Here is a 26526-nt window from a genome sequence, read left to right on the forward strand (position 1 = left end):
TTTACTCTCTTAGTGATGTGGCAAACTGTCAACCAGGCCTTCTTTCGCGCGACGAACCTTACTTTCAAGTCGAGTTGCGAAAAACATGCCGGATAAAGCTGCAACCATACCCGCCATTGTTGGGATAGTTGCCATCGAAATACCCGATGCCATTAGACGAGGGTTACCCGTCCCTTGCACTGCCATGATTTCGAAAACCGTAATCATACCGGTTACAGTCCCTAACAGTCCGACTAACGGACACAAGGCAACACAAGTTTTAATTAACAGAATACGAGCATTCAGTTTATCGTTCGCTTCGGAAATCCATGCTTCACGGATTCTATGGGCGTACCATGAGGTGGTGTCCTTACGGGCATCCCACTTCGCAATAATTTCGTTGCGAAGCTTAGGGAATGCGCCGGTAAGGTACCAATAACGCTCAATCATCAGTACCCACATTAGAAAGAGCACCCCCATGACGATGAACAATACATCGCCACCGGTAGCCAGAAAATCCCTGATAGATTCCCAAAGTTCCATCAGGTAAAGCATGGGTTACTCCTTCTCCGAGTGCGCAGCTACGATTCCCGCTGCCTGTTCGTCCAGAATGTGAACGATAGACTTAGCGCGAGATGCCACAATACTGTGAGCCAAAATCAATGGAATAGCCGCGATAAGACCCATAGCTGTTGTTACCAACGCCATTGAGATATCGCCTGCCATGATCTTCGGATCACCGGTACCGAACAGTGTGATTGACTGGAACGTACCAATCATACCAACAACTGTACCTAATAGACCAAGCAATGGTGCGATAGCTGCGAAGATCTTGATGACGTTTACGCCACTGTCGATTTTCGGAGTTTCGCGCAGAATCGCTTCGTCCAATTTCAGTTCTAAGTTTTCAGGATCGGCATTCTTGTTCTCTTGATACACTTTCAGGATACGACCTAAAGCGTTGCTGTCTTTCGGGCTGTCAGGATTTTTCAGCTGCGAACGGATTTTGCCTGCAGCGCCAGTCAGCGTGATCAGCTTGAACAGAGAAATTAATAGACCGATGATTAATACAGCGGTAATAACATAACCAACTGTACCACCTTGGTGATAACGCTCAGAAAGTGTTGCTTTTTGAGTTAACAGACCAAGAATCTGACCTTTAGATGGGTCAAGGAAAACACCTTCGTAACCACTTTCAGTGTTCACAAAGTCTTGCGCTTGTCCTGTAGCACCACCTTCTGGTTGACGACCTAACGGCTGAACTTGTTCAGTCGTGTCGTTATAAACCAGGTATTGGTCATCAGAAATAAGGTTAAAAGTACCTAAACGAACAACTTCGCGTTGCTCAGTACCACCGTCAAGCAGAGTTACTTCAGTGTTAAACTTAACCACTTTACCTGACTGAACCATTTCTGTAAGAAGTGCTTGCCAAAGCTCTTCTAACTCTTCCAGAGTTGGAAGCTCTTTTGCTTCAGATAAGCTTTCCAGAACGTCTTCACGACCTGGGTACTGAGCACTGATAATTGATGTTGCGATACGACCGATAGTTTCTGTTGCCGCACCACGAACAACACCAAACATTTCGCCCAGTGTACCTTTCGCGTTCTCTAGCTCTTGCTCTTTGTTAGCAAGCGCTACTTCGTTTTCAGAAAATTGATTCTGCAAACGTTTACCACGTGCTTTCTCGTCTTCTAACTGTTGCTTAGCACGGTTTAGCATTGCTTGCTTGTCAGCACGCGCTGCTGTGAACTCGCGCTCACGCTCAGCATTTAATTCACGAGAAGAAACACGGTTTTTCTCAACTAGCTGTAACAGCTCGTCAAGGTTCTTAGCTTCAGATGTATCCTGAGCTTGTGCAGCGAGAGTCGTACCGGCAGAAAGGGTGACTGCTGCTGCAATCATTAACGATTTTACTAATTTATTCATTCTGCACTCTCCGCTGCGAATACTGGAAGTTTCACCAGATCGTAAGCTGTTTGCTTACGTGACATACGAATCGCTTGGGTCAGAGGACGGATAAACTCGTCTTCCAAAGCAGTCCACTCATCAGTTTCGTTGTTGTAAATCCAAGCGTTTCTCAAATCGAGAGACTGTGCCAGGAATGCAACACGACCCATGTGGAAATAGTCAACAGCCACTTGCTCACCGTCTACTTCCAAGTTGCCTTGGTAAGAAATCAAGCCCGAACCGTAATCCATTTCTGTCTGGTACGCTTCAATGATTTGACGGAATTGCTCAGACGTTGAAACGTTTGCGCTGTCCATAATGTCGCGCAGACCTTCAACACGTTCCATACGCTTCTCGCGGTGAATTGGAATATCCAACTTCACAAATTGCTCTAACGCATCGATCATTTCGTACATAAGAGGAACAACGCCCTGCTTAGTACGTTCGATGCCGTCAATTTGCTTCTGCAAAGAGGCTAACGTTGCTTCTTGGTCATTAACCAAGCGCTGAACGTGGTCGTTGTAAACTTTCAAGTTCTCGTACTCAGCAACAACTGAGCGATACTCGATAAGAAGATCCTGGCTTTGCTCAAACAGAGAGTTCACTTTCTCTTGAGATTGAGCGTCCGCTTCAAGAATCTTTTTCTCTTCGTTTTGTAGCTTAGCTACATCGACTTGCTGTGCAGCGGCAACGCCGGTGCCAGCAAACGCCATCACACCCATCAGGGTTGCAGCGAGTTTGGTTCTTTTGATTACTTTGGTCATAGTTCCCAACCAATTTGACTTAACTTCCGCTTCAACGCCTAAGGCGCGAAACACCAGTTGTTTGAATGACGAAAAGATCTCGTTCTACGGTTTATAGTATTGTCGACAAAAGCGACAATGACCAAGAATACTCCCACGATGACTATACGCTGTCAACCAAGTCAACCTGAGTTAACCGCGCTATAGCTATCGCTTCAATTCTATACTGTAGAACACGGATCTGGACTCGTACAATCTCCAGATTTTATGACAACGTCCTGTCGTCAAACCATTTCATAGCTTCAAATTCGGTAGAAACTACCTATTCTTGGCTACTACTCCTGTTTTGAATAGTATCACTTTTTGATCCACGAACAACACTAGCTTATAAATTTCAACGTTTTTTATACAAGTAACTTTTGAGTCTATGTGTAATGACTTAAGCTCTTTTTCTGATTCAACCGTGCCTTAAGAGAAAAATTCTTTTATTATGGCGCTATGAGACCGATAAATGACTTAACCTCAATTCAACATATTGAGCGCTTACTCAATGAATTTTCCGAGCAAGCCCAACATATTGATGAGCAAAATAGACGCCAATCAAAAAAAGTGACTGAACAATGGTTTAGCCTTTCACTATTTCATACCCGCTCATCCATAGCCCGGGACTATGTCGAAGAAACAAAGCGTTTGTTAGCACAACTTTTGGCCGCTAAAAGAGAAGAGTCTCAACACTTTTTGGCAGAAAAACTCAGCGCACAAATAGAAGCCTTAGCAACAGCGCTACGTTCAGGAAAGCTACCCGAGCAGGCTGAGGAGCAACGGGAGATTAGAGCCAGCCATTACCAGCAGCTTCACGAGAAGTTGGTCACTTACCGGGACTACGAGCGCCGTTTAACGGAAAACCTCTCTCAGGCACAAAGCACAGGTTCACAAGAAGCCGTTCAAATCGCTCAAAAGCGCTTGAACCGCTGTCAAATGGCTATTGTTCAATTAGAGCGACAAATTCAGCACCATGACGAAGGTTAATATCCCTTTCATCTATTCGCCAATATACAGTCAGCTTGAACTGCCTGAGCGACACCGTTACCCAATCGAGAAGTACCGTTTACTGCATGATTGGGCTGTTCGTCGCGGCGCTCAGAAAGACCAGTGGCAAAGGCCTGTCACGCTGACATGGGAACAAGTCGCACAAACGCATTGCTCTTCCTATATAGAAAAATTAAAAACCAACAACTTTGAAAAAGCCGAATGGCGCAGAATTGGGTTTCCCTGGTCAGAACAGTTACTGACTCGCTCATTAACGTCTGCCGGAGGCACTGCACAGGCGCTACAAATGGCGTTAAGTTCATCCATTGCTATCCACTTTTCAGGTGGGTACCACCACGCTCACCATGACTGGGGAAGTGGCTTTTGTTTAATCAACGACTTGGCAATTGCCTGTCACCAGTTACTTTTACAGTATCCTCATTTAAAAATAGCGGTGCTTGATACTGATGTTCATCAAGGCGATGGTACCGCAAGTATTTTCCAAAACGATCCGCGCGTATTTACCTGTTCCATTCATGGTGAAAAAAACTTCCCATTTTCAAAGTCTATTTCGGATTTGGACATCCCATTACCTAAAGGTACAGATGATAGCAGCTACCTGAATGCTCTGAATCAAGCCCTCAAAATCGTCGAGTCCGACGTAAAGCCCGATGTCATCCTTTACGATGCAGGCGTAGATATCTACACGAAGGATGAACTGGGTCACTTTCACATTAGTTTAAACGGCCTGTTCCAGCGCGACATGACCGTACTCTCATTTTGTCGACAAAATGACATTCCTGTAGCAGCTGTCATTGGTGGTGGTTATCAGCGAAATTTAGAACGCTTGGTTCGTGGACACGCTCAATTACTCAGAGCTGCATATTATGTCTATACTGAAAATAATTTCGAGTTAAGAAGCGTAGTAAGGAGTTCAGAAGATGAAGTTTGATGATGATATTCACAATTATTATGAACGTTTAGTTGTCGATCGCATTGAAGAGTTGGAGCTCGATAAACAGTATGAGCAAGAATTCCTGGCTGATTTATGCTGCCTGGTCTTGAATCAACTGCCGCCCCGTTATATTCGACATGAAGTGGACATGGCGTTTTTCCTTCCACCGTCAAAAAGACTTGATATGGAAATGCAGGTTCACAAGGCAATTACAGAAGCCCTGGAGTTTTTGAAAAATAGAAAGAGAGACGAAAACGGTTAACGCTAGGAAGTTGGGTGGCGACTCTACCAGCCACACCCCGGCACACACATCCCCAACTACGGCTGCTCCCTTCCGGGCCTGACCGGGTTCGCTGGTTAGTGTTGCGGGGGAACCCGCAGAGTCACCATTGATGCTTTATTCAAAGCAGGCGCATTATGACGCACTTGCCTTAGGGACACAACCCGACAAGTACCTTTCGCTTACTTTTTCTGCAGTTTACGGGCAATGGCCTGTTTTGCCTCAGGAGAGCTTAACGCTTTGGCAAAATATTCAGCTTCACGGCTTATGCGTGCGGCGGTTGATTCAACCGGGTGCTTGAGTAACTTCTTCGACACCCGCAAAGACTGGCCAGATTGAGCTCTTAATTTATTGAGTACTTCCTCAACCTTACCCGCCAGCTGCTCGGCTGAAACAACATGGTTCACGAACCCTAAGTCCAAGGCTGTTTGCGCATCAAAGTTGTCTCCCAATAACAACAACTCAGCAGCTTTTTGATAACCACAAATTTGTGGCAGCAATAAGCTTGAGCCAGCTTCAGGTAAAAGACCTAACTGCACGAATGGCAACGCATAAACAGCCTCATTGCTACTAATAACAATGTCACAGTGCAATAGCAGTGTCGTTCCTATACCAATCGCTAAGCCATTAACGGCTGCAACGACCGGTACTTCCACTTTATTCAGGGTATGCAGAAAACGAAATGGTGGTGCTGATTCATCCAGGTTTTCAATTGCCAGAAAATCGTTTAAATCATTACCGGCTGAAAAACTGTCACCTTCGCTTTCAAAAACAACGGCATTAATCGAAGTATCATCATTGGCTTGCTTCAACGCTTTTTCACATAAGGTATACATGTCTTGAGTAAAAGCGTTTTTCTTTTCCGGACGGTTCAGGCGAATTCTAACAACGCCATTATCCTTAGTTATTATTACCGGTTGTTCAGACATCAAACCTATCCTTTTATTGTTCTCGCTTTTTCCAGGCTTTGGCCGTTGCTTCATGCATGGGTACAATAATATCCAATGCACTTTTATCACCCGCAGGCAGTTCCATTTGGTTTGGCTTTTTAGGGGTTACTCGATCCCCCCATTTAATCAGCCCTGCCCCACAAGTCAAGCCGCCGCCGAATACCGCTGACATAATGCTATCACCAGGCTTAATAATGCCGTTATCGGCCGCTTCAGCAAAAGCGATAGGAAGTGTTGCGGAAGAGGTATTGCCGTACTTCTGAATATTGATAACAGTTTTCTCACTCGGCACTTTACACATTTTGCCCAGGAAGTCGATTAAGCGTTTATTCGCCTGATGCGGAATAAGTGCATCGATATCTTCCGTTGTCATGCCGGTTTGTTCAAAAACGTTCTCCACAGCGGCACTCATACCTTTAACCGCTCGCTTGAAAATTTCCTGACCAACAAAGTCAAACTGCATAATGCCGTCGAAGTTAAAGCGGTCGAAATTAAAGCCAAAATCAAGGCTCAGCACATCACGAGCATCGGCATCACAACTTACGTGACTCGCCAACAATCCAACTTCATTGTCCGAAGCCTCCAGTACCATAGCACCGGCTCCATCACCGAAAAGAACCGCACTTTCACGCTTCGTCCAGTCTAAAATACGTGTTAGACACTCTGCGCCTATCAGTAAGACTTTACTGTGCGCACCCGTTCTTATCGACTGAGTCGCGAAATGCATGGCATATAAAAAGCTACTACAAGCCGCGTTAAGGTCAAAAGCAGCAGCATTTTTAGCGCCAATACGCTGCTGCACAGCAGACGCCACATTAGGAATAATTTCATCTGCGGTACAGGTGCCGACAATAATCAAATCAATTTCATTCGGGTCTAAGTCCGCCGCAGCCAATGCATTGCGTGCAGCGACCGTGGCCAATTCCGAAGTGCCCACGTGACTCACGCGTCGCTCCGAGATACCTGTTCTCGAAACAATCCACTCGTCAGAGGTTTCCAGGAAAGTGGCAAGATCATCGTTTGTCATAATGGCCGGCGGAAGGCATTTTCCCCAACCCGTGATTTCTGCATATTTTGTCACGGCAAAACCTTTTACTTCTGTCAGTAAATGCTGTCTGCGTGCTAAGCTACGTTGAGACGGCAGTATTTGCTCGTATCATAGCACGAATATTTGTCAGGTGAATGTATCTGAGGAAAAAGGATAACGGTTATGCTTCGTTTTATTCTGGTACTTATTTTAACTCCATTAGTAGCGGCCTGCTCAAGCCAACCAGACCCGCTTATTATCAGCACCACGCCAGTCAATGACACTTTTTCGATAAAAGTGAACCAGCTTGAAGTCATCGATACGCGAACATACTCGTATCTATATCGACACAAAAAGGATGACGACAAGGCTACATTTGCTCCGCCCCAACAACCGCTGACCAAAATCGTCCAGGATGCACTGACTCCATTAACCGACAGTGCACCGAGCGGGCAAGGGTTAAAATGGTATGTATCCTTAGAAAAAGCGTTAATTGATGCAAAAACCAGTGCGTTGAAATACGAATTAGAACATCATGTCCGCATACGAGTGGAAGCGGTTAGAGATAACCGCCGTTACAGCAATTTTTATACAGGCAAAGCGCAATCCAGCGGTGCTTTGAAACCAGCTCAGGCAACTATTGAACGTCAGTTTCGTAACCTGTTGAATAATGTATTGAATGATATAGCTAACGACCCTAAACTCCGCTTAAGTGAGAGAGAGGTTTACTGATGAAGTTTTGGATTTTATTAACAAGCTTACTGGCCATTTCATTTGTCGCCCCGGCCAGTGCGGAAATACAGCCAGATAACCCATTCCCGCGAGTAAAAATGGTCACGTCGATGGGAAATATTACCGTCGAATTGAATCGTGAAGCAGCGCCGTTAACCATTAAAAACTTTTTTCGCTATGTAAAGAAAGCACAATACAATGAGACGGTTTTTCACCGCCTCGTTCCCGACTTTGTGATTCAAGGTGGTGGCTACGATAAAGACTTTCAGGAAAAGCCCACGTTTGAGAAAATCGTCAATGAGTCAGGCAATGGTCTATTAAATGAATACGGTACTATTGCTATGGCTCGCGAGCGAGGTCCACACACTGCGACCCGCCAGTTTTTCTTTAACCTCAACGACAACACATCTCTGAACCCTGAGAAAGGAGACTGGGGTTACACCGTATTTGGACGTATTGTTGAAGGCTTAGATGTACTGGAAAAAATGGCAAAGCTCGAGTCAAAACCCTTTGATGATGCAACTGGTTGGCGAGATGTTCCTGAAAATCCGCCGGTCCTGAAGCGAATTGAGATAGTGCCACAAAGTTAATGGAAAAACGTATCCCCTTTTGGCAGGACATGGACGTCTATAAGCAGTCGCGTGTCTGGGTTATTTTCATACTCGGTATTGCCAGTGGCTTTCCATGGGTCATGATTGGTTCAGCGCTATCAGCCTGGCTGCAGGAGGAAGGCTTAACGCGTTCCGTAATTGGTTATTTCGGCGCCGTTTTCGGAGCCTACTCCATTAACTTCCTGTGGTCACCACTTATTGACAACGTAAAGCTTCCCGTACTCACCAAATGGTTGGGACAGCGACGTAGTTGGATATTCTTGTGTCAAATAGCCATTGCTACTGGATGCTTTGCGCTAGCAAGCCTCAATATAACCGATAACCTGCATATAGCAGGCTTAACAGCATTAGCCATTGCTATTAGTTCGGCCACACAAGACATTGCTATTGATGCCTACCGCATCGAATCGTTTTCTGAAACCGAAGGCCGTTTACAAAGCGCTGGCGCTGCCATGGCTACCGCCGGTTGGTGGACGGGTTACAGTGGCCTGGGTGCCTTGCCCTTTTTTATTGTTGACGGCGTTAGCTGGAGTTGGCAACACGCCTATTTCGGGCTTGGTTGCATCATGCTATTTTTGGCCGCGGTTGTACTGCTTGTTCGCCGCACGACTTATACCGCAGTTTCAGAGACAGCCGAACCTGTATCGAATTGGTTCAGCTTTTTCAAAGAGCGCATAAAGCACACCGTTGTTTCACCTATTGCTGAGTTTTTCACGCGAAACGGCATAAAACTCGCGTTGTCACTTTTAGCATTTATTTTCTTGTTCAAAATTGGTGAAGCCTTTTTAGGCCGCATGTCTATTGTGTTCTATAAAGAAATTGGCTTTACCAACACAGAAATTGGCACCTATTCCAAGCTTGTAACCTGGTGGGTTACTATTGTCTTTGCAGTGTTAGGTAGTGTCGTAAACCTAAGACTAGGCATTGTGAAAGGACTGATTATTGGCGGCTTAGCCATGTCCGCTTCAAACCTAATGTTTTCCTGGATTGCGCTTGTCGGCCCCGACACCAATTTGTTCTTAAGTGCCGTTCTTATTGATGGCTTTACCAGTGCCTGGTCCACTGTGGCTTTTGTTGCGTTCATTAGCTTGCTTTGCAACCGAACATTCACGGCAACACAGTATGCACTCATGGCGTCACTAGGGACTCTGGGAAAAACTGTGTTGGCGTCGTACAGCGGTGTGTTAGTCGATACAATGAATGGTAACTGGGCGCTATTTTTCGTTTTAACGGCGATAATGGTTATTCCCAGCCTTTGTTTCCTTTGGTTTATTCGTAAACCGCTGAAAAAGCTTGAGGAAGCACGAGATGCAAACTGACTACCATTGGTATGTATTAGGTCCTGGTGCTATCAGCGGACTCATCGCCTGCCATTTGCTTGAAACTAAGCAGCAATGCTCGGTTTTAACTCGAAAAACAGAATCTGAACACGGCCAATTAACTCTGAAAGAAGGTGCAATCAGCAGCACTTATACATTACCTTTTTTGCCGACACAGGAATGTCAGTTGGTCAAAGATTCGGTGTTTATTGTTGCTGTAAAAGCCTTTGATGTCGTAAATGCTTTGGAAAGTATCACTACAATTCCCGGCTTTGACAAAGACATGCCAATAATTCTGAGTCACAACGGTATGCTTGAGCTGCCTAACTCACTAACCTCATTGAATATTTATCACCTAGTGACCACCCATGGTGCGGTGAAGTTTGCTCAAGAGCCAACACATATTGTCATTGAGCACCGTGGGAAAGGTCGAAGCTGGCTTCAAAGGAAAGAAAATAAGGCAGACTTCGAGGCGATTTTAGCAAAGAGTTTTAAGCCCATTCTTTTTGAAAGCGATATTCAGACCCGCCGTTGGTCAAAGCTTTTAATTAATTGCGTAATAAACCCGTTAACCGCCATTCATCAGTGTAACAATGGCGAGCTGCTTAAGGCTGAATGGCAGGAAGTTATTCAATCGTTGGTCAACGAAGCGGTCTGTGTTGCTCGCGTCGAACAGGTCAGTTTAGATGCCAAGAGTGTTTACGAGGAAATACTAAGAGTCGCTGGTGAAACCCGAAATAATGAGTCATCAATGAGACAAGATATACGTCATAATCGCCGTACTGAAATTAACTACCTAACGGGTTACATTATCAAAAAAGCAAAAAAAGCCGGCTTACAAGTGCCGGCTCACGAAAAGCTCATGAAAGACTTTGTCAGTCTTTATCCTCAATAAAATCTACCACCTCTAAGCCAAAGCCGGACAGCGCAGAGTAACGCTTCGGTGAGCTCATCAGGCGCATTTTATGAATATTTAAATCCGCCAATATTTGTGAGCCTAAGCCCACATTACGTGACGCATTTGAAGCCGACGCCGTTGGCTTATGTTCACCGTGATCTTGCGCCTCAAACTCTTTTACCTGAGCAATAATATCTTCTGGCGTTTGCTGGCGGCCAATAATCACTAAAACACCGTCATTCTCGGCAATGTAAGACATTGCTTTCTGAATTGGCCAACTGCGCTTGGCGGCTCTGTCCGTTAAGAACGTATCATGGAAAGTATCCTGTAAATGCACACGCACATTCGTAACTTTGTCTTCCGCTATGTCACCATGCACAAGTGCCTGATGCACTTGTTTATCGATTGTGTCCTGATAAGTGACCAGATGAAATTCACCAAAGGCTGTCGGTAATGAGCACTCAGCAACACGTTTAATCGTTTTTTCCTGAGTCGAGCGGTACTCGATTAAGTCCGCGATTGTGCCAACTTTTATATCATGCTGTTTCGCAAAAGCTTCCAAGTCTGGGCGGCGTGCCATAGTACCGTCTTCATTCAGCACTTCCACAATAACAGAAGCAGGCTCAAACCCTGCTAAGCGTGCCAAGTCGCAGCCCGCTTCGGTATGCCCGGCGCGATTTAATACACCGCCCGATTTTGCTTTTAATGGGAATATGTGTCCCGGCATAACTAAGTCTTCAGGCTTAGCATCCTTTTTCACAGCATCTAGCACAGTCTTCGCGCGGTCGGCTGCCGAAATCCCTGTTGTAACGCCCTCTGCCGCTTCAATAGAAACGGTGAAATTGGTTGCATAAGGCGCGTTATTTTTGTCCACCATCAGCGGTAAGTTCAGCTGCTGACAACGCTCTTCAGTTAAGGTTAAGCAAATAAGTCCACGGCCGTATCGGGCCATAAAGTTGATGGCTTCCGGTGTTGCACATTCAGCGGCAATGATGAGATCGCCTTCGTTCTCGCGATCTTCATCGTCCATCAGAATCACCATTTTGCCCTGACGGATGTCTTCAATAATTTCTTCTGTGCTATGCAATGACATAACGCTTAACCTTATCCTTTTATGAGTTGCGGTACCGCGATAACCCGCTGGTCATCACCCACCTGACGGCGGTCCGTTACCTTAAAACGTACCGCTTTATCCAAACTTTTTGGTTCTTCAATATCAAATAGCGAACGTGCCGCATCACCCAATAACTGCCCCGAAGAGTACATCATAAGGCGATCGCAATAACCGTTTTCTATCAGCGCAGCTGCCAACGAAGCACCACACTCAGTCCAAACTTGATTCACTTCCCGTTTAGCCAGCTCAGTCATCAAAGCGCTCAGATCAACTTTTCCGCTGTCTGCTTTATCAATTATAACCTCGTGGCAATGGGCATGGCGGCTCGGTTTTCCCGGCTCGCATCTGACTAACCATACCGGTGCGGATGATTCAAAGATTTTAGCATCATCAGTCACTCGGTTTTGGCTGTCGATAATAATACGTATGGGCTGTTTTAACGGTTCAGGCAGGGTCCGTGTTTTCGGCCACTGGCTTTCACGAACGGTCAGCATAGGGTCGTCCTTCAAAACAGTATCGGCACCAGTAAGAATAGCGTCTGACTGCGCCCGCCAATACTGTACATCAGACCGGGCATGAGGACCGGTTATCCATTGGCTTCGGCCATCAGACAGCGCAGTTTTCCCATCCAGTGACGACGCCATTTTAACGGTCACAAACGGACGTTGATGCCGCATTCTCGACAAGAAACCTGGATTCAGCTGTTCCGCTGACTTTTCCAAAACGCCCACCAAAACGTCAATATCTGCTTCATGCAAGCGCTTGATACCGTTACCGCTGACTCGTGGGTTAGGATCGTGCATGGCAACAACAACCCGGGCAACGCCCGCATCAACCAGTGCATCTGCACAGGGCGGAGTGCGCCCCATATGGCTACAGGGCTCTAAAGTCACATAGGCGGTTGCACCTTGCGCTTCGGCACCTGCTTGCTTTAAGGCATGAATTTCCGCATGAGGTTCGCCTGCCTGCTGATGCCAGCCTTCACCAATAATTGTATCGTTCTTACTGATGACGCAACCAACCGCAGGGTTCGGACGTGTTGTCATGATACCGCGGCGCGCAAGTTCTATCGCACGGTGCATCATTTCATGATCAGTTTTTAACTGTGACGGCTTAATCATTCAGACGAGCGATTTCTTCGCCAAACTCTCGAATATCTTCGAACGAACGGTAAACAGACGCAAACCTGACATAGGCCACTTTATCGATTTGCTTAAGGTTTTCCATAACTAACCCACCAATGAAGTTGCTGGTAATTTCGCGCTCGCCGGTCGCTCTGATACTCGATTTAATTTTATTGATAGCCTGTTCCATAAGCTCCAGACTGACTGGGCGCTTTTCGAGTGCTCTTAACAGGCCATTACGGAGCTTATCTTCATTGAACGGTTCTCTCGAGCCATCGGTTTTAATAACCCGCGGCATAATGAGCTCAGCCGTTTCAAAGGTCGTAAAGCGCTCCTTGCAATGATTACACTCACGCCGGCGACGCACCGAGGCGCCATCCGCAACTAAGCGCGAATCAATAACCTTGGTGTCTTGTGTGCCACAAAATGGACAATGCATTGCCTGACTCCTTTAAGTGCGCTTTACGACTCGTTTAACGACAGTGCGTAATTATCCGTATACCGGAAAGTTAGCGCACAACGCTTTTACTTGTTCACGCACTTCTGCAATTTTGCTTTCGTTAGAAATATCGTCCAAAACATCGCAAATCCAGTTGGCTACCTGCTCAGCTTCCGCTTCTTTAAAGCCACGGCGAGTAATTGCCGGTGTACCTAAACGCAAGCCAGAAGTCACAAAAGGTGAACGTGGGTCATTCGGAACCGCATTCTTATTAACCGTAATAAATGCATCGCCTAAAGCCGCATCGGCGTCTTTACCCGTAATGTCTTTGTCAATTAGGTCAACCAGGAATAAATGGTTCTGCGTGCCGTTAGAAACAATCTTATAGCCACGAGACTGCATTGCTTTGACCATTACGTTCGCATTTTTTAACACTTGTTGTTGGTACGCTTTAAATTCAGGCTGTAAGGCTTCCTGGAATGCGACCGCTTTACCAGCAATAACATGACATAAAGGGCCACCCTGGTTACCCGGGAATACGGCACTGTTCAGCTTCTTGTGCAGTTTCTCATCGTCACTACCTGAAATGATCAAGCCACCACGCGGACCCGCAAGAGTTTTGTGCGTGGTCGTTGTAACAACATGCGCATAAGGCACAGGGTTTGGATATTCACCCGCAGCAATTAAGCCCGCTACATGCGCCATATCGACCATTAAATAAGCGTCTACTTTATCGGCAATTTCACGGAATTTTTTCCAGTCAACAATACCAGAGTATGCTGAGAAACCAGCAACAATCACTTTCGGCTTATGTTCTTGCGCCAGCTTTTCAACTTCGGCGTAGTCTATTTCGCCAGTGCTTTCATCCAGACCGTAAGACACTGCGTTGTACAATTTACCGGAGAAGTTAACACCAGAGCCGTGAGTTAAGTGGCCACCGTGAGCCAGGCTCATGCCTAAGAAAGTGTCACCCGCCTCCATTAATGCCATAAAAGCCGCAGTGTTTGCTTGTGAACCAGAATGCGGTTGCACGTTTGCGTATTTTGCACCGAATAACTCTTTTGCACGCTCAATAGCCAAGTCTTCGACTTTATCGACAAACTCACAGCCACCATAATAACGCTTGTGCGGATAGCCTTCTGCGTACTTATTTGTCAGCTGAGACCCTTGCGCTTGCATGACTCGCGGACTGGTGTAGTTTTCAGATGCTATCAGTTCAATGTGTTGTTCCTGACGCTCAACTTCGCCTTGCATCGCTTGCCATAAGTCCGCATCAAAGTCGGCAATGTTCATCTCAGATTTCAGCATTACAGCTCTCCAAATCATTAAATGGTCTTAATTTGTCGGGTATTTTACCTTAAAACACAAATGAGTGCCTAGTTCAGCGCAACAAAGTTTGGGGATGTTCGTAAATAACAGTAAACTATGCAGTAACTTTTTTGTTGATAGGAAGGATTTTACGTCGCTATGGCGCAATATATCTATTCAATGTCTCAGGTGAGCAAAGTTGTTCCGCCTAAGAAGACCATATTAAAAGACATTTCTTTGTCATTTTTCCCGGGTGCCAAAATTGGCGTTTTAGGTTTAAACGGCGCCGGTAAGTCAACCTTACTTCGTATTATGGCCGGGGTTGATAAAGAGTATGAAGGTGAAGCTCGCGCTTTATCGGGAACTCAAATTGGCTACCTGCCTCAGGAGCCAGAGCTGGACGAAAATAAAACGGTGAAAGAAACCGTTGAAGAAGCGGTGGCGGACGTTAAAGAGGCCTTCGCTAAGCTCGATGAAATTTACGCGGCTTACGCTGACGAAAATGCTGACTTTGACGCCCTCTCAAAAGAGCAAGGCGAACTAGAAGCTTTACTACAGGCAAAAGATGGTCACAACATCGACAATATTCTGGAGCGTGCAGCCGATGCACTGCGCTTACCTGAGTGGGATGCCAAAATAGGCAACTTGTCAGGTGGTGAACGCCGTCGTGTGGCTATCTGCCGCTTACTGTTATCGAAGCCCGATATGCTCCTTCTCGACGAACCGACAAACCATTTAGACGCTGAATCTGTTGCTTGGTTAGAACGCTTCCTGCACGATTACACGGGTACCGTCGTTGCCATTACCCACGATCGTTATTTCCTTGATAACGTTGCTGGTTGGATCCTTGAACTTGACCGGGGCTATGGTATTCCGTGGGAAGGTAACTACTCCTCTTGGCTGGAACAGAAAGAGAAACGTCTGGAGCAGGAAGAGCGTTCAGAAAAAGCTCGTCAGCGCACCATTAAACAAGAGCTTGAGTGGGTACGTACTAATCCGAAAGGCCGTCAGGCGAAAAGCAAAGCGCGTCTTAACCGCTTTGAAGAGCTGCAAAGTGGTGACTATCAGAAGCGCAACGAGACCAACGAGTTGTTTATTCCGCCAGGTCCTCGTTTGGGTGACAAAGTCATTGAAGTTAATGGTATTAGCAAAGCTTACGAGAAGCGCCAGCTTATCGATAACCTAAGCTTCAATGTTCCTAAAGGTGCCATTGTCGGTATTATTGGTCCTAACGGTGCGGGTAAATCCACCTTATTCCGCATGATCAGCGGCGAAGAAAAGCCGGACAGCGGCTCTATCGAATTAGGTGAAACCGTGCAGCTGGCCAGTGTTGATCAGTTCCGTGACAGCATGGACGACAGCAAGACTGTTTTTGAAGAAATTACCGACGGTAATGACATTCTTAAAATTGGTAACTTCGAGGTTAATGGTCGCGCCTATGTTGGCCGCTTTAACTTCCGTGGTACCGACCAGCAAAAACGTATTGGCGAATTGTCTGGTGGTGAGCGTAATCGGGTGCATTTAGCGAAGCTGTTAAAAGCCGGCGGCAACGTACTGTTGCTCGATGAGCCAACCAACGACTTAGACGTTGAAACCTTGCGCGCACTTGAGGAAGCCATTCTGGAATTCCCGGGATCCGTCATGGTTATCTCGCACGACCGTTGGTTCCTTGACCGTATCGCTACCCATATTCTGGATTACCGTGATGAAGGCGAAGTGGTCTTCTACGAAGGTAACTACAGCGACTACGAAGCTTACATGAAAGAAAAATTCGGTGAGCAGGCAATGGAGCCACACCGTATTAAGTATAAGCCTATCGGCTAACAGCCTTTATAAGGGGCGAGGCTGCCAGGCCACGCCCCTTTTATTGCAAATCCAGTCTGCATGCACCCCAAAGGTCTCCGCCAGGTTGGCTTTTGTCAGCACTTCAAATGGTTGTCCGTGACAAACCAATTCACCCTTATCCAGTAAAATCAATTCATCACAATACTCAGCCGCCTGCGGAATATCGTGAATAGCCATGATCACTAACCTTCCCTGCTCGCTTTGTTTTTTCAGCAATTGTAAAACATTGAGCTGGTGATAAATATCCAGCGCATTGGTCGGTTCGTCGCAGAGTAAAAGCTCTGGTTCAGCGACTAACGCCCTGGCCAGTAGCACCCTTTGCAGCTCACCACGCGATAAACGCTGAATAGAATGTCCGTTAAACTCCGACAGATTAAGCGTTGCACACACGTTGTCGATACGCCGTTGCCGCTCTGAACGGGATATACGCCTTTTGAGCAGACCAATATCGATGATATCCGCCATCGTCATATCCCATTGGGGGATGTCATCTTGAGCCATGTATGACAGTGTATTAGCGCGCTCAGTGTCCTTCATAGCTGATAACAACTGTTGATTCCAGGAAAAACGTCCTGATGCAGGTTCAATGCCGGCTATCGCCTTAAGTAACGAGCTTTTACCGGCACCATTAGGGCCTATTAGGCCCACCAATTTACCGCTGTCGATAGAGAGTGTAATGTTATTTAAGCGCGGGCGAGTCACACCTTTCAGGCTGCCATTTTCTATTGTTAGCATTGTGTCTACCTCACCGCCTGCCGAGATTTCTGTCTAACCAGTAAAGCAATAAGTAAAGGAGCCCCAATAACTGCCGCAACCACACCTAATGGCAGTTCCCGACCAACACTAATAAGGCGCACAAAAATATCGATAGAGAGCACCAGTACAGCTCCAGCCAAGGCGCTCATCGACAGAACTTGTTTGGGGTGATTAAGCCCGACTAATCTCACCAGATGCGGTGCCAACAGCCCCACAAAACCAATAATTCCAACGCTGACTACGCTACTACCTGCCAGTAATGCAACGGCTATAAGTACTAAGTTACGCCTTGTCGGATAGCTATAACCCATGCTAACGACGGTTTCTTCGGAAAAGGTTAACGCCGTCAAAAAGCGAGACTGAGTTAACACCAATACTGCGCCGATTAAAGCAAAAGGCAGCATTAAATTCACATGTGACCAGCCCCGGTTTGCAAGGCTTCCAAGGGTCCACTGGCTCCATTCCTGAAAAGCGAATGGGTTGGGCGCCAGGTACAGCAGCAATGCCATAATAGCTCCTGCCAAAGAGGAAATAGCCACACCGGCTAAAATGACCCGGTTCACATCGGCATAATTTCCCGCCATTACCACCACGACAACGATAGCGGCTAAGCCGCCGGTCAATGCGATAAAGGGTAAAAGCCAGGAGAACGTTGGCAACAAACCAAAATAAAGCACAGCGACCGTCGTTAACGCAGCCCCGGATGAGACGCCAGTAAGTCCGGGCTCTGCGAGCGGATTTCTGAGCAAAAGCTGCATGGCAGCGCCAGCCAGTCCAAGCACCGCGCCATTGACTACTGCAAGAACCAGTCGTGGTAAACGAATATCAGCCAATATGGCCTGCTGATAAGCCGATAATGCATCGGTTCGCCACCAGTCCCATAGCGTTAAGCCACTACTGCCTTGCGACAAATGCCACGCGGAGAGAGCGATAATCAAGAGAGTAAGCGCTAACACCCATTTGACGATACTACTCAATGTTTTCTCTCCTATGGCCAAGCGCTTCGACATAAGCATTCGCATTCACTACGGGGCAAGACGATGTCTCGTGAGGAATAAACTGAACTTTGTTTTGTTCCGATATCCACTTTCGCACCACAGGGTGATGTCGCCAAATATTAGCCAGTGCGAAGTCTGCCGTCGCCGCATCTTCAGTGAATCCTTCCATAATGACAATGCCAGGTCGCCAGGTTATTAACTGCTCGAGATCGACCGATACTAAGTCATAACCGGCCGTTGCTGCCAAGTTTTTCCAGCCCATTTTTTTGAATAGCGTGTCGGTCCAGCTCCCCTGACCCCAACTGTATTGATTAGGCATAATCACTATTGCAGACTGGCTCCCGGCTTGCGCAATGAGAGAACGCTGTAATTCCGCTTTATGTTGCTCTACCTTTCTTGGATAACCCGTTTGGTTGGCCATAATACTCAACCACTGCTCATAAGCCTCCCAGTTTCTCGGTTGCGGCAGCACCACAACATCCACGTAACCTTTTAGCGCTTTAACCAGTCTGGGCTGGTTAAACTCCGTTGCGAAAACTTTTGTCGGTTTTAGCGCCAGTATGCTCTCCAGCGTTCCATTATGTCTTGCCACACCCGTCAACTCGTTTTCGTCATGCAGGCGCGTGATACCAACAAGCTCCTGTCGTTCACTCCATCGTGCCAGAGCAATATCAATACATTGATTTAACGACACCCAGCGCTCACTTTCCTTTGCTTGAACAGGCGCTGTTAGTACCAAAACTGTTAGTACCCCAAAAAGTACAGCTATGGCTGTCAGTTTAAATGACATCGAGTGCCTGCTGCAGATTTTTAACACCAATAATCTCCATGCCTTCCGGCGCCGTTTTAGGTTTATTGGCAATAGGCACCACGGCTTTTTTGAAGCCATGCTTCGCCGCTTCATTTAATCGCTCCAGCCCGTTTGGCACAGGACGAATTTCGCCGGCTAAACCAACTTCGCCGAAAGCAACTAACTCTCTCGGCAACGGGTCTCCTTTGAAACTCGACACAATGGCTAGCAACAAGGCTAAATCGGCTGAGGTTTCTGCCACTTTCACCCCACCAACCACGTTAACGAAAACATCTTGATCGGATACTTGTAAGCCGCCATGGCGATGCAAAACGGCGAGCAATAACGCCAAGCGAGTTGCTTCCAGACCTACGGCAACCCGACGTGGATTCGCCAGTGCGGAGTAATCGACTAGCGCCTGTATTTCCACGAGTAAAGGTCGGGTGCCCTCCCAAACCACCATGACGACAGAGCCATTGCCTTGTTCTTCAGCACGTTGCAGGAATATCGCCGACGGATTCGACACCTCTTTTAAACCACCGCCTGTCATGGCAAAAACCCCAAGCTCATTCACTGCGCCAAAACGGTTCTTGGTGCCGCGCAAGGTCCGATAGCGAGAATCTGAGGAGCCATCTAAAATAACTGAACAGTCAATACAGTGCTCCAGTACTTTAGGGCCTGCCAGAGAGCCTTCTTTGGTCACGTGCCCGACCATAATAATGGCGACATTCTTTTGCTTTGCGTAACGCGTTAAGTAAGCTGCCGCTTCCCGCACCTGAGACACGCTGCCTGGCGCCGACTGAATGTCCGCCAAATGCATAACCTGTATTGAATCGATAACCATAATGGCAGGCTTTTCTTTGTCAGCCAGCTGGCAAATCGTTTCAACCGAGGTTTCCGACAGCATCCGTAATTTATCTGTCGGCAAGTTTAGGCGTTGCGCTCGCATAGCGACCTGTTGTAATGATTCTTCCCCCGTCACGTACAACGCCGGCATTTTTTCTGCTAATTGACAAAGCGTTTGCAACAACAAGGTACTCTTACCAGCGCCGGGAGAGCCTCCAATTAGAATAGCTGAGCCGGGCACGACGCCCCCACCCAGCACACGGTCGAACTCTTTAAAGCCTGAGCTAAAGCGCGGAACTTCCTGCAGGTCAACCTCGCTGAGCGTTTGCACTTTGCTTTCGGTCATACCGGCAAACCCCTGGCGGGCAACGACAGGTGAAGCCGACTTTGATGCCAGCCGAACTTCGGTTAAGGTATTCCATGCTTTACATTCTGTGCACTGTCCTAGCCAGCGCGGGAAGTCCGCGCCACAGTCGCTGCACACATATGCCATTTTTGCTTTTGCCATTAATCTGCTTCTCGTTTTAATATGAGGTAATATTCAAGAATAACGAATAAAAATGGATCTTGATGCCAAATTCTTATTTTGACCAATTAATTGATCAGTTGAAACCCGTTGTTTACGATTCTGATTTCGACGCTATTTTCCAGGCCTTAACCAAAGATCTGGATGGTCCCACTCGTTTCAAATTAAAAATGGAGCTTAACCGACTCGCCGCTCCTTGTCGTCGAACGGTTGACTTACGGAATCAAGTCGATGACGAATGCTTTCCTTATGAGCATCAGGGTCGCAGGCATCAGCTCGACAGCGTTGCTATAGAAATTTTTGAGAAAGGCTTAGACACCTATAAAGGCGTTTTTACTCAGGACACGTTCGAGCAAATTCTTGACGCCGATAACCAACTCCGCCGGGCTCAGGAAGAAGAACGCGCTTACGCACAAAGTCTCGCTTCTCAAAATGCCGAACCAGTGAGCGGCCAGTCACCTTTTAGAACAGAATCTAATGAGCCTTATTCCTACCTAGTGGAGACCTTTAACTTCGGTCGTTATCCATACCGCTCAGAAGAGCGCATGAACTTTACCATAGATGTACTTTTAACCGATGACGCAGAGCAGGAATTCAAAGGTATAACCGCCGATATATCCATTACCGGTATGCGCGTAAGGCTCGACGAATCAAGAGACATAACGGAACAAGACAAGGTTGAATTATCTTTTATTGGTTTAGCCAAAGAGTTTACCGTCGACCCGGAAATGCGCATTCCTTATATTGTTGTTGGCGTACAACACATTGGTGGAAAACAGTACATTAATTTAAGCCGCGAATCAGAGTTTCGCTCCGACGAACTTGATAGCTTTTTCCAGCGTTTCATCAACGGCTACAAAAAACGCTACCGCGTTAATATTGATAACACCTACGACAGTGTCATTAGTAAAGGGCATGAGCAATTCTTCTTGCCAAGAACGCGCCAGTTACCAGTTTACTTTTCAGAAGCGAATAAACGGCTAATTGCGGATTATGTATTAACCACAGACAACAACCGTTTTATTTTAGACACCTGGTTAAATGAGCTGAACCAAATTAGTTTCGGCTCGATATTTAATGTTCGGCGGAGCCAGCAAATTCTCGAGCAAATAGAGACCCAGGGGACTGCACAAATTATCGTCCTGAGTTTTTCAATAACAGCTCGCGGCAAAATCTATCACTACTCGGCCACCGCTGATGAATTAAAGCGCTCCGGCCTTTGGGATACTTACATTGCCTTTGGCCGTCAAAAAGCCTCCTGGCGAGTACTCCAGATTGATATTCGCCGCAGTGATAGTGAGCGGGCATGGCAGCCACAAGCTGTTCCTGAGCATATAAAAGTGCCGTTTCGCATAAATCCGCCTTCAGCAGAAGTGAAGCAAGCGGTGAAACCACTGAAGTATTTGGCCGCGGTTTCAGACGTCACATCCAGTGTTTCCGGTTTAACAACGGTCGAGCTTAATAAAGCTGAGCTGCCGTCAATAAAGGCGTTCGCACATCCACCCGCTGTGCCGTTACGAACCAAAGAAGCCCGTCTGGAGTTCGTTAATCTGCGCAAAGAAAGACGTTTCAATTATCGCAGCCGCTGCCGCGTCAAAGCAGGCAAGTTTGTCAGGGACGCAATGGTTATCGACCTTTCCATTAGTGGCTTACAGGTACAAATGGATAACCCGGCGAACATCAATGCGGGCGATACGATTTATATCTCCATGACGGGCTTCTTGAAAACCTATAAAAAAGCCAAACTCAATGAACTGCCGTACATTGTTGCTTCAACAGACCGGGCGGGGACGACCTTACGGCTGAAAGCGGATACAACGGCAGAGCCACACCAAGGCTCAGATTTTATTCGTTTTCTTATCCGCGAGCAGCGAGACGTACTGAAGCTTCAAGTCGAGAATACATCCGTTAATGGACTCCCTCTGTGCTTAAGAAACCTTTACTGTGAAGCGCCAGCAGCAATACCCATATTCTTTAACCGTTCAAAACAGAAACAGTTATCTGCGCGTCGGGCTGGTATGCCTCAATGGACGTCAGGTTGGTTACGCATGCTGCAGAAGTTACCGGGTAGTCGAGACGCCATTATTAACTTACAACCCCTGCTGCGTGGAAACGCTGTAGCTGATACTCTTGAGCCCAAACTCAAGTCTATGGAGCGAGATGCTTTCCCTGAGTCTCTCCTGCTCCTGATTAGGCTCTATCGTCAAAATGGTGAATACATTGTTCAGACGAAGTGGTGCGAAACAGATGCCACTGACGACATCGACGGATTTATTGACCAGTGCCTGCCGAGTTCAGTATTCCGTGCCATTACCGTTAATTTATCAAGAGCCGGTAAACCGGATATCCAGTTTATTCAAGCAGAATTGGCTTATATGAGTCACTATGCGGCTTATAAAGCTGAAGATCTGGAAGAGGAGCTGTGGAAAATTTTCGGTGTTGCCGAGACTATCGATATCACCTCAAGCTTACTCAATTTCGTGCTACCCGACACCGCTTCAGTTAACGAGCAAGAGCAGCGACTAACCGCATGGTTAGAGAAGCTTTGAGTGACTTAAACAGGTAAGAACCTGACACAGGTCAGGTTCTTCGATGCAATAATCCGCAATACGCTTAAGTGACGGTTTAGCGCAATAAGCAATACCAACCGCTGCGTTTTCCAGCATCATTGCATCATTAGCGCCGTCACCAACAGCGACCGTCTTCGACATAGGAATGCCCCATTGATTGGCTAAATCCTGAAGCGACTGGGCTTTAATTTTTGCATCAACAATGTCACCTACTACGCGCCCCGTTAGCTGTCCGTCCTTCACTTCTAACTGATTAGCCACCACAGCATCGGCCTGAAGCTCAGCAGCCAGTCTGTCAGCAAACCAGGTGAATCCGCCTGATACTATAGCTCGCCGCCAACCTTTTTCTTTTAATTCGGCAAACAATTCTTGCGCGCCAGGATGCAAGGGAATGGGGTTAAATAAGCGCTGCAGTGAAGACTCACTAACGCCCTGGAGGCAGGCGACACGCTGACGCAGCGACTCACTAAAGTCGATTTTTCCCTCCATGGCGGCTTTTGTTATTTCCGCAACTTTAGTATAACAGTCATTGAGTCGAGCAATTTCATCGATACACTCAATACCAATTAAGGTAGAATCCATATCGAAAACGATTAAACCAGACGGATACTTCATGAACCAAAAACTCCTGAACCTGTTTTATGCGTACTCAACAAACTAATCTCTGGCAGCCACTAAAAAGTTGGTTGCTGCAAGATAAGACTCGCGCTTTTATGCACATCGCGACCAAACGTGCTTTGCGACTTGGTGCTGCGGCAGGTTTGTTATTTATTATTATGAACGTCTGGAATATTGCCAGTGTTCAGTCACAGCAGCAACTTTTTAACCAAACCCAGTCAATAACCGAGCTGCTGATGAAGCAGGTTGAGCATGAAGCGCATTACTGGGTTGAACAACAGGAAACCGACAAGCTACAACAGCTTGTGGAGTATATCACCGACCAACCTCATGTGTTGTCTGCGGTTATTCGCGACCGCTTTGGTGAGGATATCGTCACCGCCGGAGAGGTGACTTCTATTATTGATTGGCCCACAGCCAGTTTAGAAGCAGATCCCTGGATACTGGTTGAAGAAATTAACGAAGAGCAAAATATCAGTGGTTATATTCAAATCGTGTTTGATAAAAACACCTTGTTAGCCCAAAGCAGACAAGCGCACGATGGATTATCACAACAGGGGAAAGTCTTACTCTTGCTCGCTATGTTAGCTGGTGTTTTCATTATGCTGGGCTTCAACCGAATACGCGACCGATACTGGCAGAAATAGGCGTTACTTTAGGTATTATCTAAAAAGCGCAACACTATTCTGCCAAAGCTGCGAAGCCAGCTCTTCTTCACTCGTGTTTCTTAATTTGGCTAAGGCTTCTAAAACCAGTGGCATTCGAGAGGGCTCATTCCTCTCCCCCTGATACCCAGATACCGGCATATCGGGCGAATCCGTCTCAAGCACTAGGCTTTCTATCGGTACTTCTTTTATTGCCTGACGTGTTTTTTGAGCACGCTCGTAAGTAATCACTCCGCCCACTCCAAGCTTGTAACCTTGTTCAACAAACTTCATAGCCTGTTGATGACTGCCACTAAAGGCATGGATAACGCCATTTTCCGGCCCATATTTTTTAATATCTGCGTGGGTGCGATCCAGTGTTTTTCTGTGGTGAATAATAACGGGAAGTTTAAAGCACTTCGCCAGCTCTAATTGACGAATGAAAAGACGGTGTTGTTTGTCGAAATTTGGACAGGTTCTATCAAGTCCTATTTCACCAACGGCTCTGACTTTTCCTTGTTGTTTTTCCAGCTGACGTTCAAGCTCTTCCACATCGCTGTCTTTATGCTCATCGATAAACCATGGGTGTAACCCCAGCGCATAATACCAGCAGGAGTACTCACTCGCTAAAGGTACTAATTTATCCCACTGTTTACGCGTTACCCCCGGCACCATAAACCGCGATACAGCTGCTTCTCTCGCTCTTTTCAGCACTGCCCCTCTATCTTTATCAAAGGCTTCAAAGTCGAGGTGACAGTGCGTATCAAAGAGCTGCATAAAAGGTTAATGCTCGCGCGTATGTGTAAAGGTAATATCTGGGTAGCGCTCTTCGGCCAAACTTAAGTTAACCATGGTCGGCGCTATGTAGGTTAAGTTATCACCGCCATCTAGCGCCAGGTTCGACTCCGCTTTACGGCGGAATTCGTCCAGTTTTTTCTCATCTTTCGACATGACCCAACGCGCCGTAGCGACATTGATGTTTTCGTAAATAGCTTCCACTTTGTATTCCGTTTTCAAACGGTGTACCACCACATCAAACTGCAACACACCAACCGCCCCAACAATAAGGTCGTTGCTAATAAGCGGTCGGAATACCTGCACGGCGCCTTCTTCTGAGAGCTGAACAAGGCCTTTTAACAGCTGTTTTTGTTTAAGCGGATCTTTCAAGCGAATACGGCGGAACAGTTCAGGTGCAAAGTTTGGAATACCGCTAAACTTAAACTCTTCACCGGCGGTGAAAGTGTCGCCTATTTGAATCGTCCCGTGGTTATGCAAACCAATAATATCGCCCGGGTAAGCTTCTTCAACATGCGATCGGTCGCCCGCCAGGAACGTCAGAGCATCGCTAATTCGGACATCTTTGCCGGTGCGTACTTGCCGCATTTTCATGCCTTTTTCATATTTACCCGAAACGATTCGCAAAAACGCCACCCGGTCTCGATGTTTAGGGTCCATATTCGCCTGGATTTTAAAAATAAACCCTGAAAAGTTTTTATTATCAGCCTCGACAAAGCTACCTTCATCTGTCTCGCGCGATTGCGGCTTAGGCGCCCAATCAACAAGGCCATCAAGCATATGGTCAACACCAAAGTTACCTAACGCGGTTCCGAAAAAGACAGGCGTCAATTCGCCCGCCAGGAACATCTCTAAGTCAAACGGGTTCGACGCGCCCTCGACCAACTCGATTTGCTCACGCAGCTCTTCAGCCCACACGCCAAGACGCTCATCAAGTTCAGGGTTGTCCAGGCCTTTGATAATATCCTCTTCCTGAATACGGTGCCCTTGCCCGGTCTTGTACAGAATGACTTCGTCACGCAGTAAATGGTAAACGCCCTTGAAGTTTTTCCCCGAGCCAATTGGCCAGGTGATAGGCGCACACATTATTTTCAGAACGTCTTCCACTTCATCCAATAGTTCAAGTGGGTCACGAATATCGCGGTCAAGCTTATTCATAAACGTCAAAATAGGCGTGTCTCTCAGACGCGTCACTTCCATCAGTTTAATGGTTCTGTCTTCGACACCTTTCGCACCGTCGATAACCATTAAACAAGAATCTACCGCCGTTAACGTGCGGTAAGTATCCTCGGAGAAGTCTGCGTGCCCCGGGGTATCAAGAAGATTGACCAGCGCCTCGTTATACGGAAACTGCATAACCGATGTGGTGACGGAAATACCCCGCTCCTGCTCCATTTCCATCCAATCTGATTTTGCGTGCTGTCCGGACTTCTTCCCCTTTACCGTCCCCGCTTTTTGAATTTGGTGCCCGTGTAAAAGCACTTTTTCAGTAATGGTCGTTTTACCAGCATCAGGGTGAGAGATAATCGCGAATGTACGTCTTTTTTCAACTTCTTCATGTAACTTTGCGTCAGACATTAACAGCACTCAATTTCGGTTATTAATTAATTGGCCTTATTTTCGCTTATCTGCTGCCGATACACAAATTAAGGATGACTAACACCGACTTAATAAGATTCCACA

General features: G+C 46.8%; 26 protein-coding genes and 1 other RNA gene. 10 read left to right on the forward strand and 17 right to left on the reverse strand.

Annotated features, from left to right (window positions below):
• Positions 1–9: 9 nt before the first annotated feature.
• From BLT32_RS01880 to BLT32_RS01890, 3 genes are read right to left on the reverse strand one after another with little or no spacing between them, the layout of a single operon-like run.
• The gene (locus BLT32_RS01880; protein ID WP_053952600.1) at positions 10–534 is read right to left on the reverse strand and encodes a MotA/TolQ/ExbB proton channel family protein; all 525 of its coding nucleotides are present in this window, start codon (positions 532–534) and stop codon (positions 10–12) included.
• 3 nt (positions 535–537) lie between these two features.
• Positions 538–1905, reverse strand: a complete 1368-nt coding sequence (locus tag BLT32_RS01885) for a MotA/TolQ/ExbB proton channel family protein (protein ID WP_053952601.1) — start codon at positions 1903–1905, stop codon at positions 538–540.
• The gene (locus BLT32_RS01890; protein ID WP_053952649.1) at positions 1902–2690 is read right to left on the reverse strand and encodes a DUF3450 domain-containing protein; all 789 of its coding nucleotides are present in this window, start codon (positions 2688–2690) and stop codon (positions 1902–1904) included. The genes BLT32_RS01885 and BLT32_RS01890 overlap by 4 nt, the downstream gene beginning before the upstream one ends.
• A 477-nt stretch (positions 2691–3167) precedes the next feature.
• Here BLT32_RS01890 and priC point away from each other — a divergent pair, with 477 nt between their 5' ends.
• The 3 genes from priC to BLT32_RS01905 are packed head-to-tail and all read left to right on the forward strand — an operon-like array spanning position 3168 to position 4915.
• Complete coding sequence (priC, locus tag BLT32_RS01895) at positions 3168–3698, forward strand: primosomal replication protein PriC (protein WP_053952602.1); 531 nt, start codon at positions 3168–3170, stop codon at positions 3696–3698.
• Entirely contained in the window at positions 3685–4650 is a 966-nt protein-coding gene (locus BLT32_RS01900; protein WP_053952603.1) for a histone deacetylase family protein, read from the forward strand. The genes priC and BLT32_RS01900 overlap by 14 nt, the downstream gene beginning before the upstream one ends.
• Positions 4640–4915: a late competence development ComFB family protein gene (locus BLT32_RS01905; RefSeq protein ID WP_053952604.1), complete on the forward strand. Its 276-nt coding sequence runs from the start codon at positions 4640–4642 to the stop codon at positions 4913–4915. Before BLT32_RS01900 ends, BLT32_RS01905 begins: the two co-directional genes overlap by 11 nt.
• A 21-nt stretch (positions 4916–4936) precedes the next feature.
• Here BLT32_RS01905 and ffs read toward each other — a convergent pair.
• From ffs to BLT32_RS01920, 3 genes are all read right to left on the reverse strand, one after another.
• An RNA gene (ffs, locus tag BLT32_RS01910) (signal recognition particle sRNA small type) lies at positions 4937–5033 on the reverse strand.
• 82 nt (positions 5034–5115) lie between these two features.
• The gene (locus tag BLT32_RS01915) at positions 5116–5862 is read right to left on the reverse strand and encodes an enoyl-CoA hydratase (protein WP_235443933.1); all 747 of its coding nucleotides are present in this window, start codon (positions 5860–5862) and stop codon (positions 5116–5118) included.
• Positions 5863–5875: 13 nt separating this feature from the next.
• Positions 5876–6964 (reverse strand): ketoacyl-ACP synthase III, encoded by a 1089-nt coding sequence (locus BLT32_RS01920; RefSeq protein ID WP_053952606.1) that lies wholly within the window; start codon positions 6962–6964, stop codon positions 5876–5878.
• A gap of 129 nt (positions 6965–7093) precedes the next feature.
• Between BLT32_RS01920 and BLT32_RS01925 the strand changes: the two genes are divergently transcribed.
• Genes BLT32_RS01925 through BLT32_RS01940 form a run of 4 tightly spaced genes read left to right on the forward strand, consistent with a single transcriptional unit; the run spans position 7094 to position 10467 of the window.
• Complete coding sequence (locus BLT32_RS01925; RefSeq protein ID WP_053952607.1) at positions 7094–7642, forward strand: YajG family lipoprotein; 549 nt, start codon at positions 7094–7096, stop codon at positions 7640–7642.
• Positions 7642–8232, forward strand: coding sequence for a peptidylprolyl isomerase (locus BLT32_RS01930; RefSeq protein WP_053952608.1), 591 nt, complete (start codon positions 7642–7644; stop codon positions 8230–8232). Before BLT32_RS01925 ends, BLT32_RS01930 begins: the two co-directional genes overlap by 1 nt.
• A complete protein-coding gene (locus BLT32_RS01935) occupies positions 8232–9572 on the forward strand; it encodes an AmpG family muropeptide MFS transporter (RefSeq protein WP_053952609.1) in 1341 nt (446 codons plus the stop codon). The genes BLT32_RS01930 and BLT32_RS01935 overlap by 1 nt, the downstream gene beginning before the upstream one ends.
• Positions 9562–10467 carry a ketopantoate reductase family protein gene (locus BLT32_RS01940; RefSeq protein ID WP_053952610.1) on the forward strand — a complete coding sequence of 302 codons (906 nt, stop codon included), beginning with the start codon at positions 9562–9564 and terminating at the stop codon, positions 10465–10467. Before BLT32_RS01935 ends, BLT32_RS01940 begins: the two co-directional genes overlap by 11 nt.
• On the opposite strand, the gene ribBA is transcribed toward BLT32_RS01940, so the two are convergent.
• From ribBA to glyA, 4 genes are read right to left on the reverse strand one after another with little or no spacing between them, the layout of a single operon-like run.
• Positions 10448–11563, reverse strand: coding sequence for a bifunctional 3,4-dihydroxy-2-butanone-4-phosphate synthase/GTP cyclohydrolase II (gene ribBA / locus BLT32_RS01945; RefSeq protein ID WP_053952611.1), 1116 nt, complete (start codon positions 11561–11563; stop codon positions 10448–10450). The two genes, BLT32_RS01940 and ribBA, sit on opposite strands and share 20 nt — an antisense overlap.
• Positions 11564–11574: 11 nt before the next feature.
• Complete coding sequence (gene ribD / locus BLT32_RS01950; RefSeq protein ID WP_053952612.1) at positions 11575–12705, reverse strand: bifunctional diaminohydroxyphosphoribosylaminopyrimidine deaminase/5-amino-6-(5-phosphoribosylamino)uracil reductase RibD; 1131 nt, start codon at positions 12703–12705, stop codon at positions 11575–11577.
• On the reverse strand, positions 12698–13147 hold the full coding sequence (gene nrdR, locus BLT32_RS01955; RefSeq protein WP_053952613.1) for a transcriptional regulator NrdR: 450 nt from the start codon (positions 13145–13147) through the stop codon (positions 12698–12700). Before nrdR ends, ribD begins: the two co-directional genes overlap by 8 nt.
• A gap of 51 nt (positions 13148–13198) precedes the next feature.
• A complete protein-coding gene (gene glyA / locus BLT32_RS01960; protein ID WP_053952614.1) occupies positions 13199–14455 on the reverse strand; it encodes a serine hydroxymethyltransferase in 1257 nt (418 codons plus the stop codon).
• Between the two features lie 159 nt (positions 14456–14614).
• Between glyA and ettA the strand changes: the two genes are divergently transcribed.
• Positions 14615–16279, forward strand: coding sequence for an energy-dependent translational throttle protein EttA (gene ettA, locus BLT32_RS01965; RefSeq protein WP_053952615.1), 1665 nt, complete (start codon positions 14615–14617; stop codon positions 16277–16279).
• A gap of 6 nt (positions 16280–16285) precedes the next feature.
• On the opposite strand, the gene BLT32_RS01970 is transcribed toward ettA, so the two are convergent.
• Genes BLT32_RS01970 through radA form a run of 4 tightly spaced genes read right to left on the reverse strand, consistent with a single transcriptional unit; the run spans position 16286 to position 20198 of the window.
• Entirely contained in the window at positions 16286–17035 is a 750-nt protein-coding gene (locus BLT32_RS01970; protein WP_053952616.1) for an ABC transporter ATP-binding protein, read from the reverse strand.
• A gap of 5 nt (positions 17036–17040) precedes the next feature.
• Positions 17041–18033 (reverse strand): FecCD family ABC transporter permease, encoded by a 993-nt coding sequence (locus BLT32_RS01975; RefSeq protein WP_053952617.1) that lies wholly within the window; start codon positions 18031–18033, stop codon positions 17041–17043.
• A complete protein-coding gene (locus BLT32_RS01980; protein WP_053952618.1) occupies positions 18026–18844 on the reverse strand; it encodes an ABC transporter substrate-binding protein in 819 nt (272 codons plus the stop codon). The genes BLT32_RS01975 and BLT32_RS01980 overlap by 8 nt, the downstream gene beginning before the upstream one ends.
• Positions 18834–20198 carry a DNA repair protein RadA gene (radA, locus tag BLT32_RS01985; protein ID WP_053952619.1) on the reverse strand — a complete coding sequence of 455 codons (1365 nt, stop codon included), beginning with the start codon at positions 20196–20198 and terminating at the stop codon, positions 18834–18836. Before radA ends, BLT32_RS01980 begins: the two co-directional genes overlap by 11 nt.
• 62 nt (positions 20199–20260) lie before the next feature.
• Here radA and BLT32_RS01990 point away from each other — a divergent pair, with 62 nt between their 5' ends.
• Positions 20261–22765: a PilZ domain-containing protein gene (locus BLT32_RS01990; RefSeq protein WP_053952620.1), complete on the forward strand. Its 2505-nt coding sequence runs from the start codon at positions 20261–20263 to the stop codon at positions 22763–22765.
• Here BLT32_RS01990 and serB read toward each other — a convergent pair.
• Positions 22751–23401 carry a phosphoserine phosphatase SerB gene (gene serB, locus BLT32_RS01995; RefSeq protein WP_053952621.1) on the reverse strand — a complete coding sequence of 217 codons (651 nt, stop codon included), beginning with the start codon at positions 23399–23401 and terminating at the stop codon, positions 22751–22753. The two genes, BLT32_RS01990 and serB, sit on opposite strands and share 15 nt — an antisense overlap.
• A 26-nt stretch (positions 23402–23427) precedes the next feature.
• Here serB and BLT32_RS02000 point away from each other — a divergent pair, with 26 nt between their 5' ends.
• A complete protein-coding gene (locus BLT32_RS02000) occupies positions 23428–24051 on the forward strand; it encodes a YtjB family periplasmic protein (protein ID WP_235443935.1) in 624 nt (207 codons plus the stop codon).
• A 15-nt stretch (positions 24052–24066) separates the two neighbouring features.
• Here BLT32_RS02000 and BLT32_RS02005 read toward each other — a convergent pair whose 3' ends face one another.
• Positions 24067–24825, reverse strand: a complete 759-nt coding sequence (locus tag BLT32_RS02005; RefSeq protein WP_053952622.1) for a TatD family hydrolase — start codon at positions 24823–24825, stop codon at positions 24067–24069.
• Positions 24826–24831: 6 nt separating this feature from the next.
• Complete coding sequence (gene prfC, locus BLT32_RS02010; protein ID WP_053952623.1) at positions 24832–26421, reverse strand: peptide chain release factor 3; 1590 nt, start codon at positions 26419–26421, stop codon at positions 24832–24834.
• Positions 26422–26526: the final 105 nt, after the last annotated feature.

This window comes from Idiomarina zobellii (assembly GCF_900100855.1).
Taxonomy (GTDB): Bacteria; Pseudomonadota; Gammaproteobacteria; order Enterobacterales; family Alteromonadaceae; genus Idiomarina; species Idiomarina zobellii.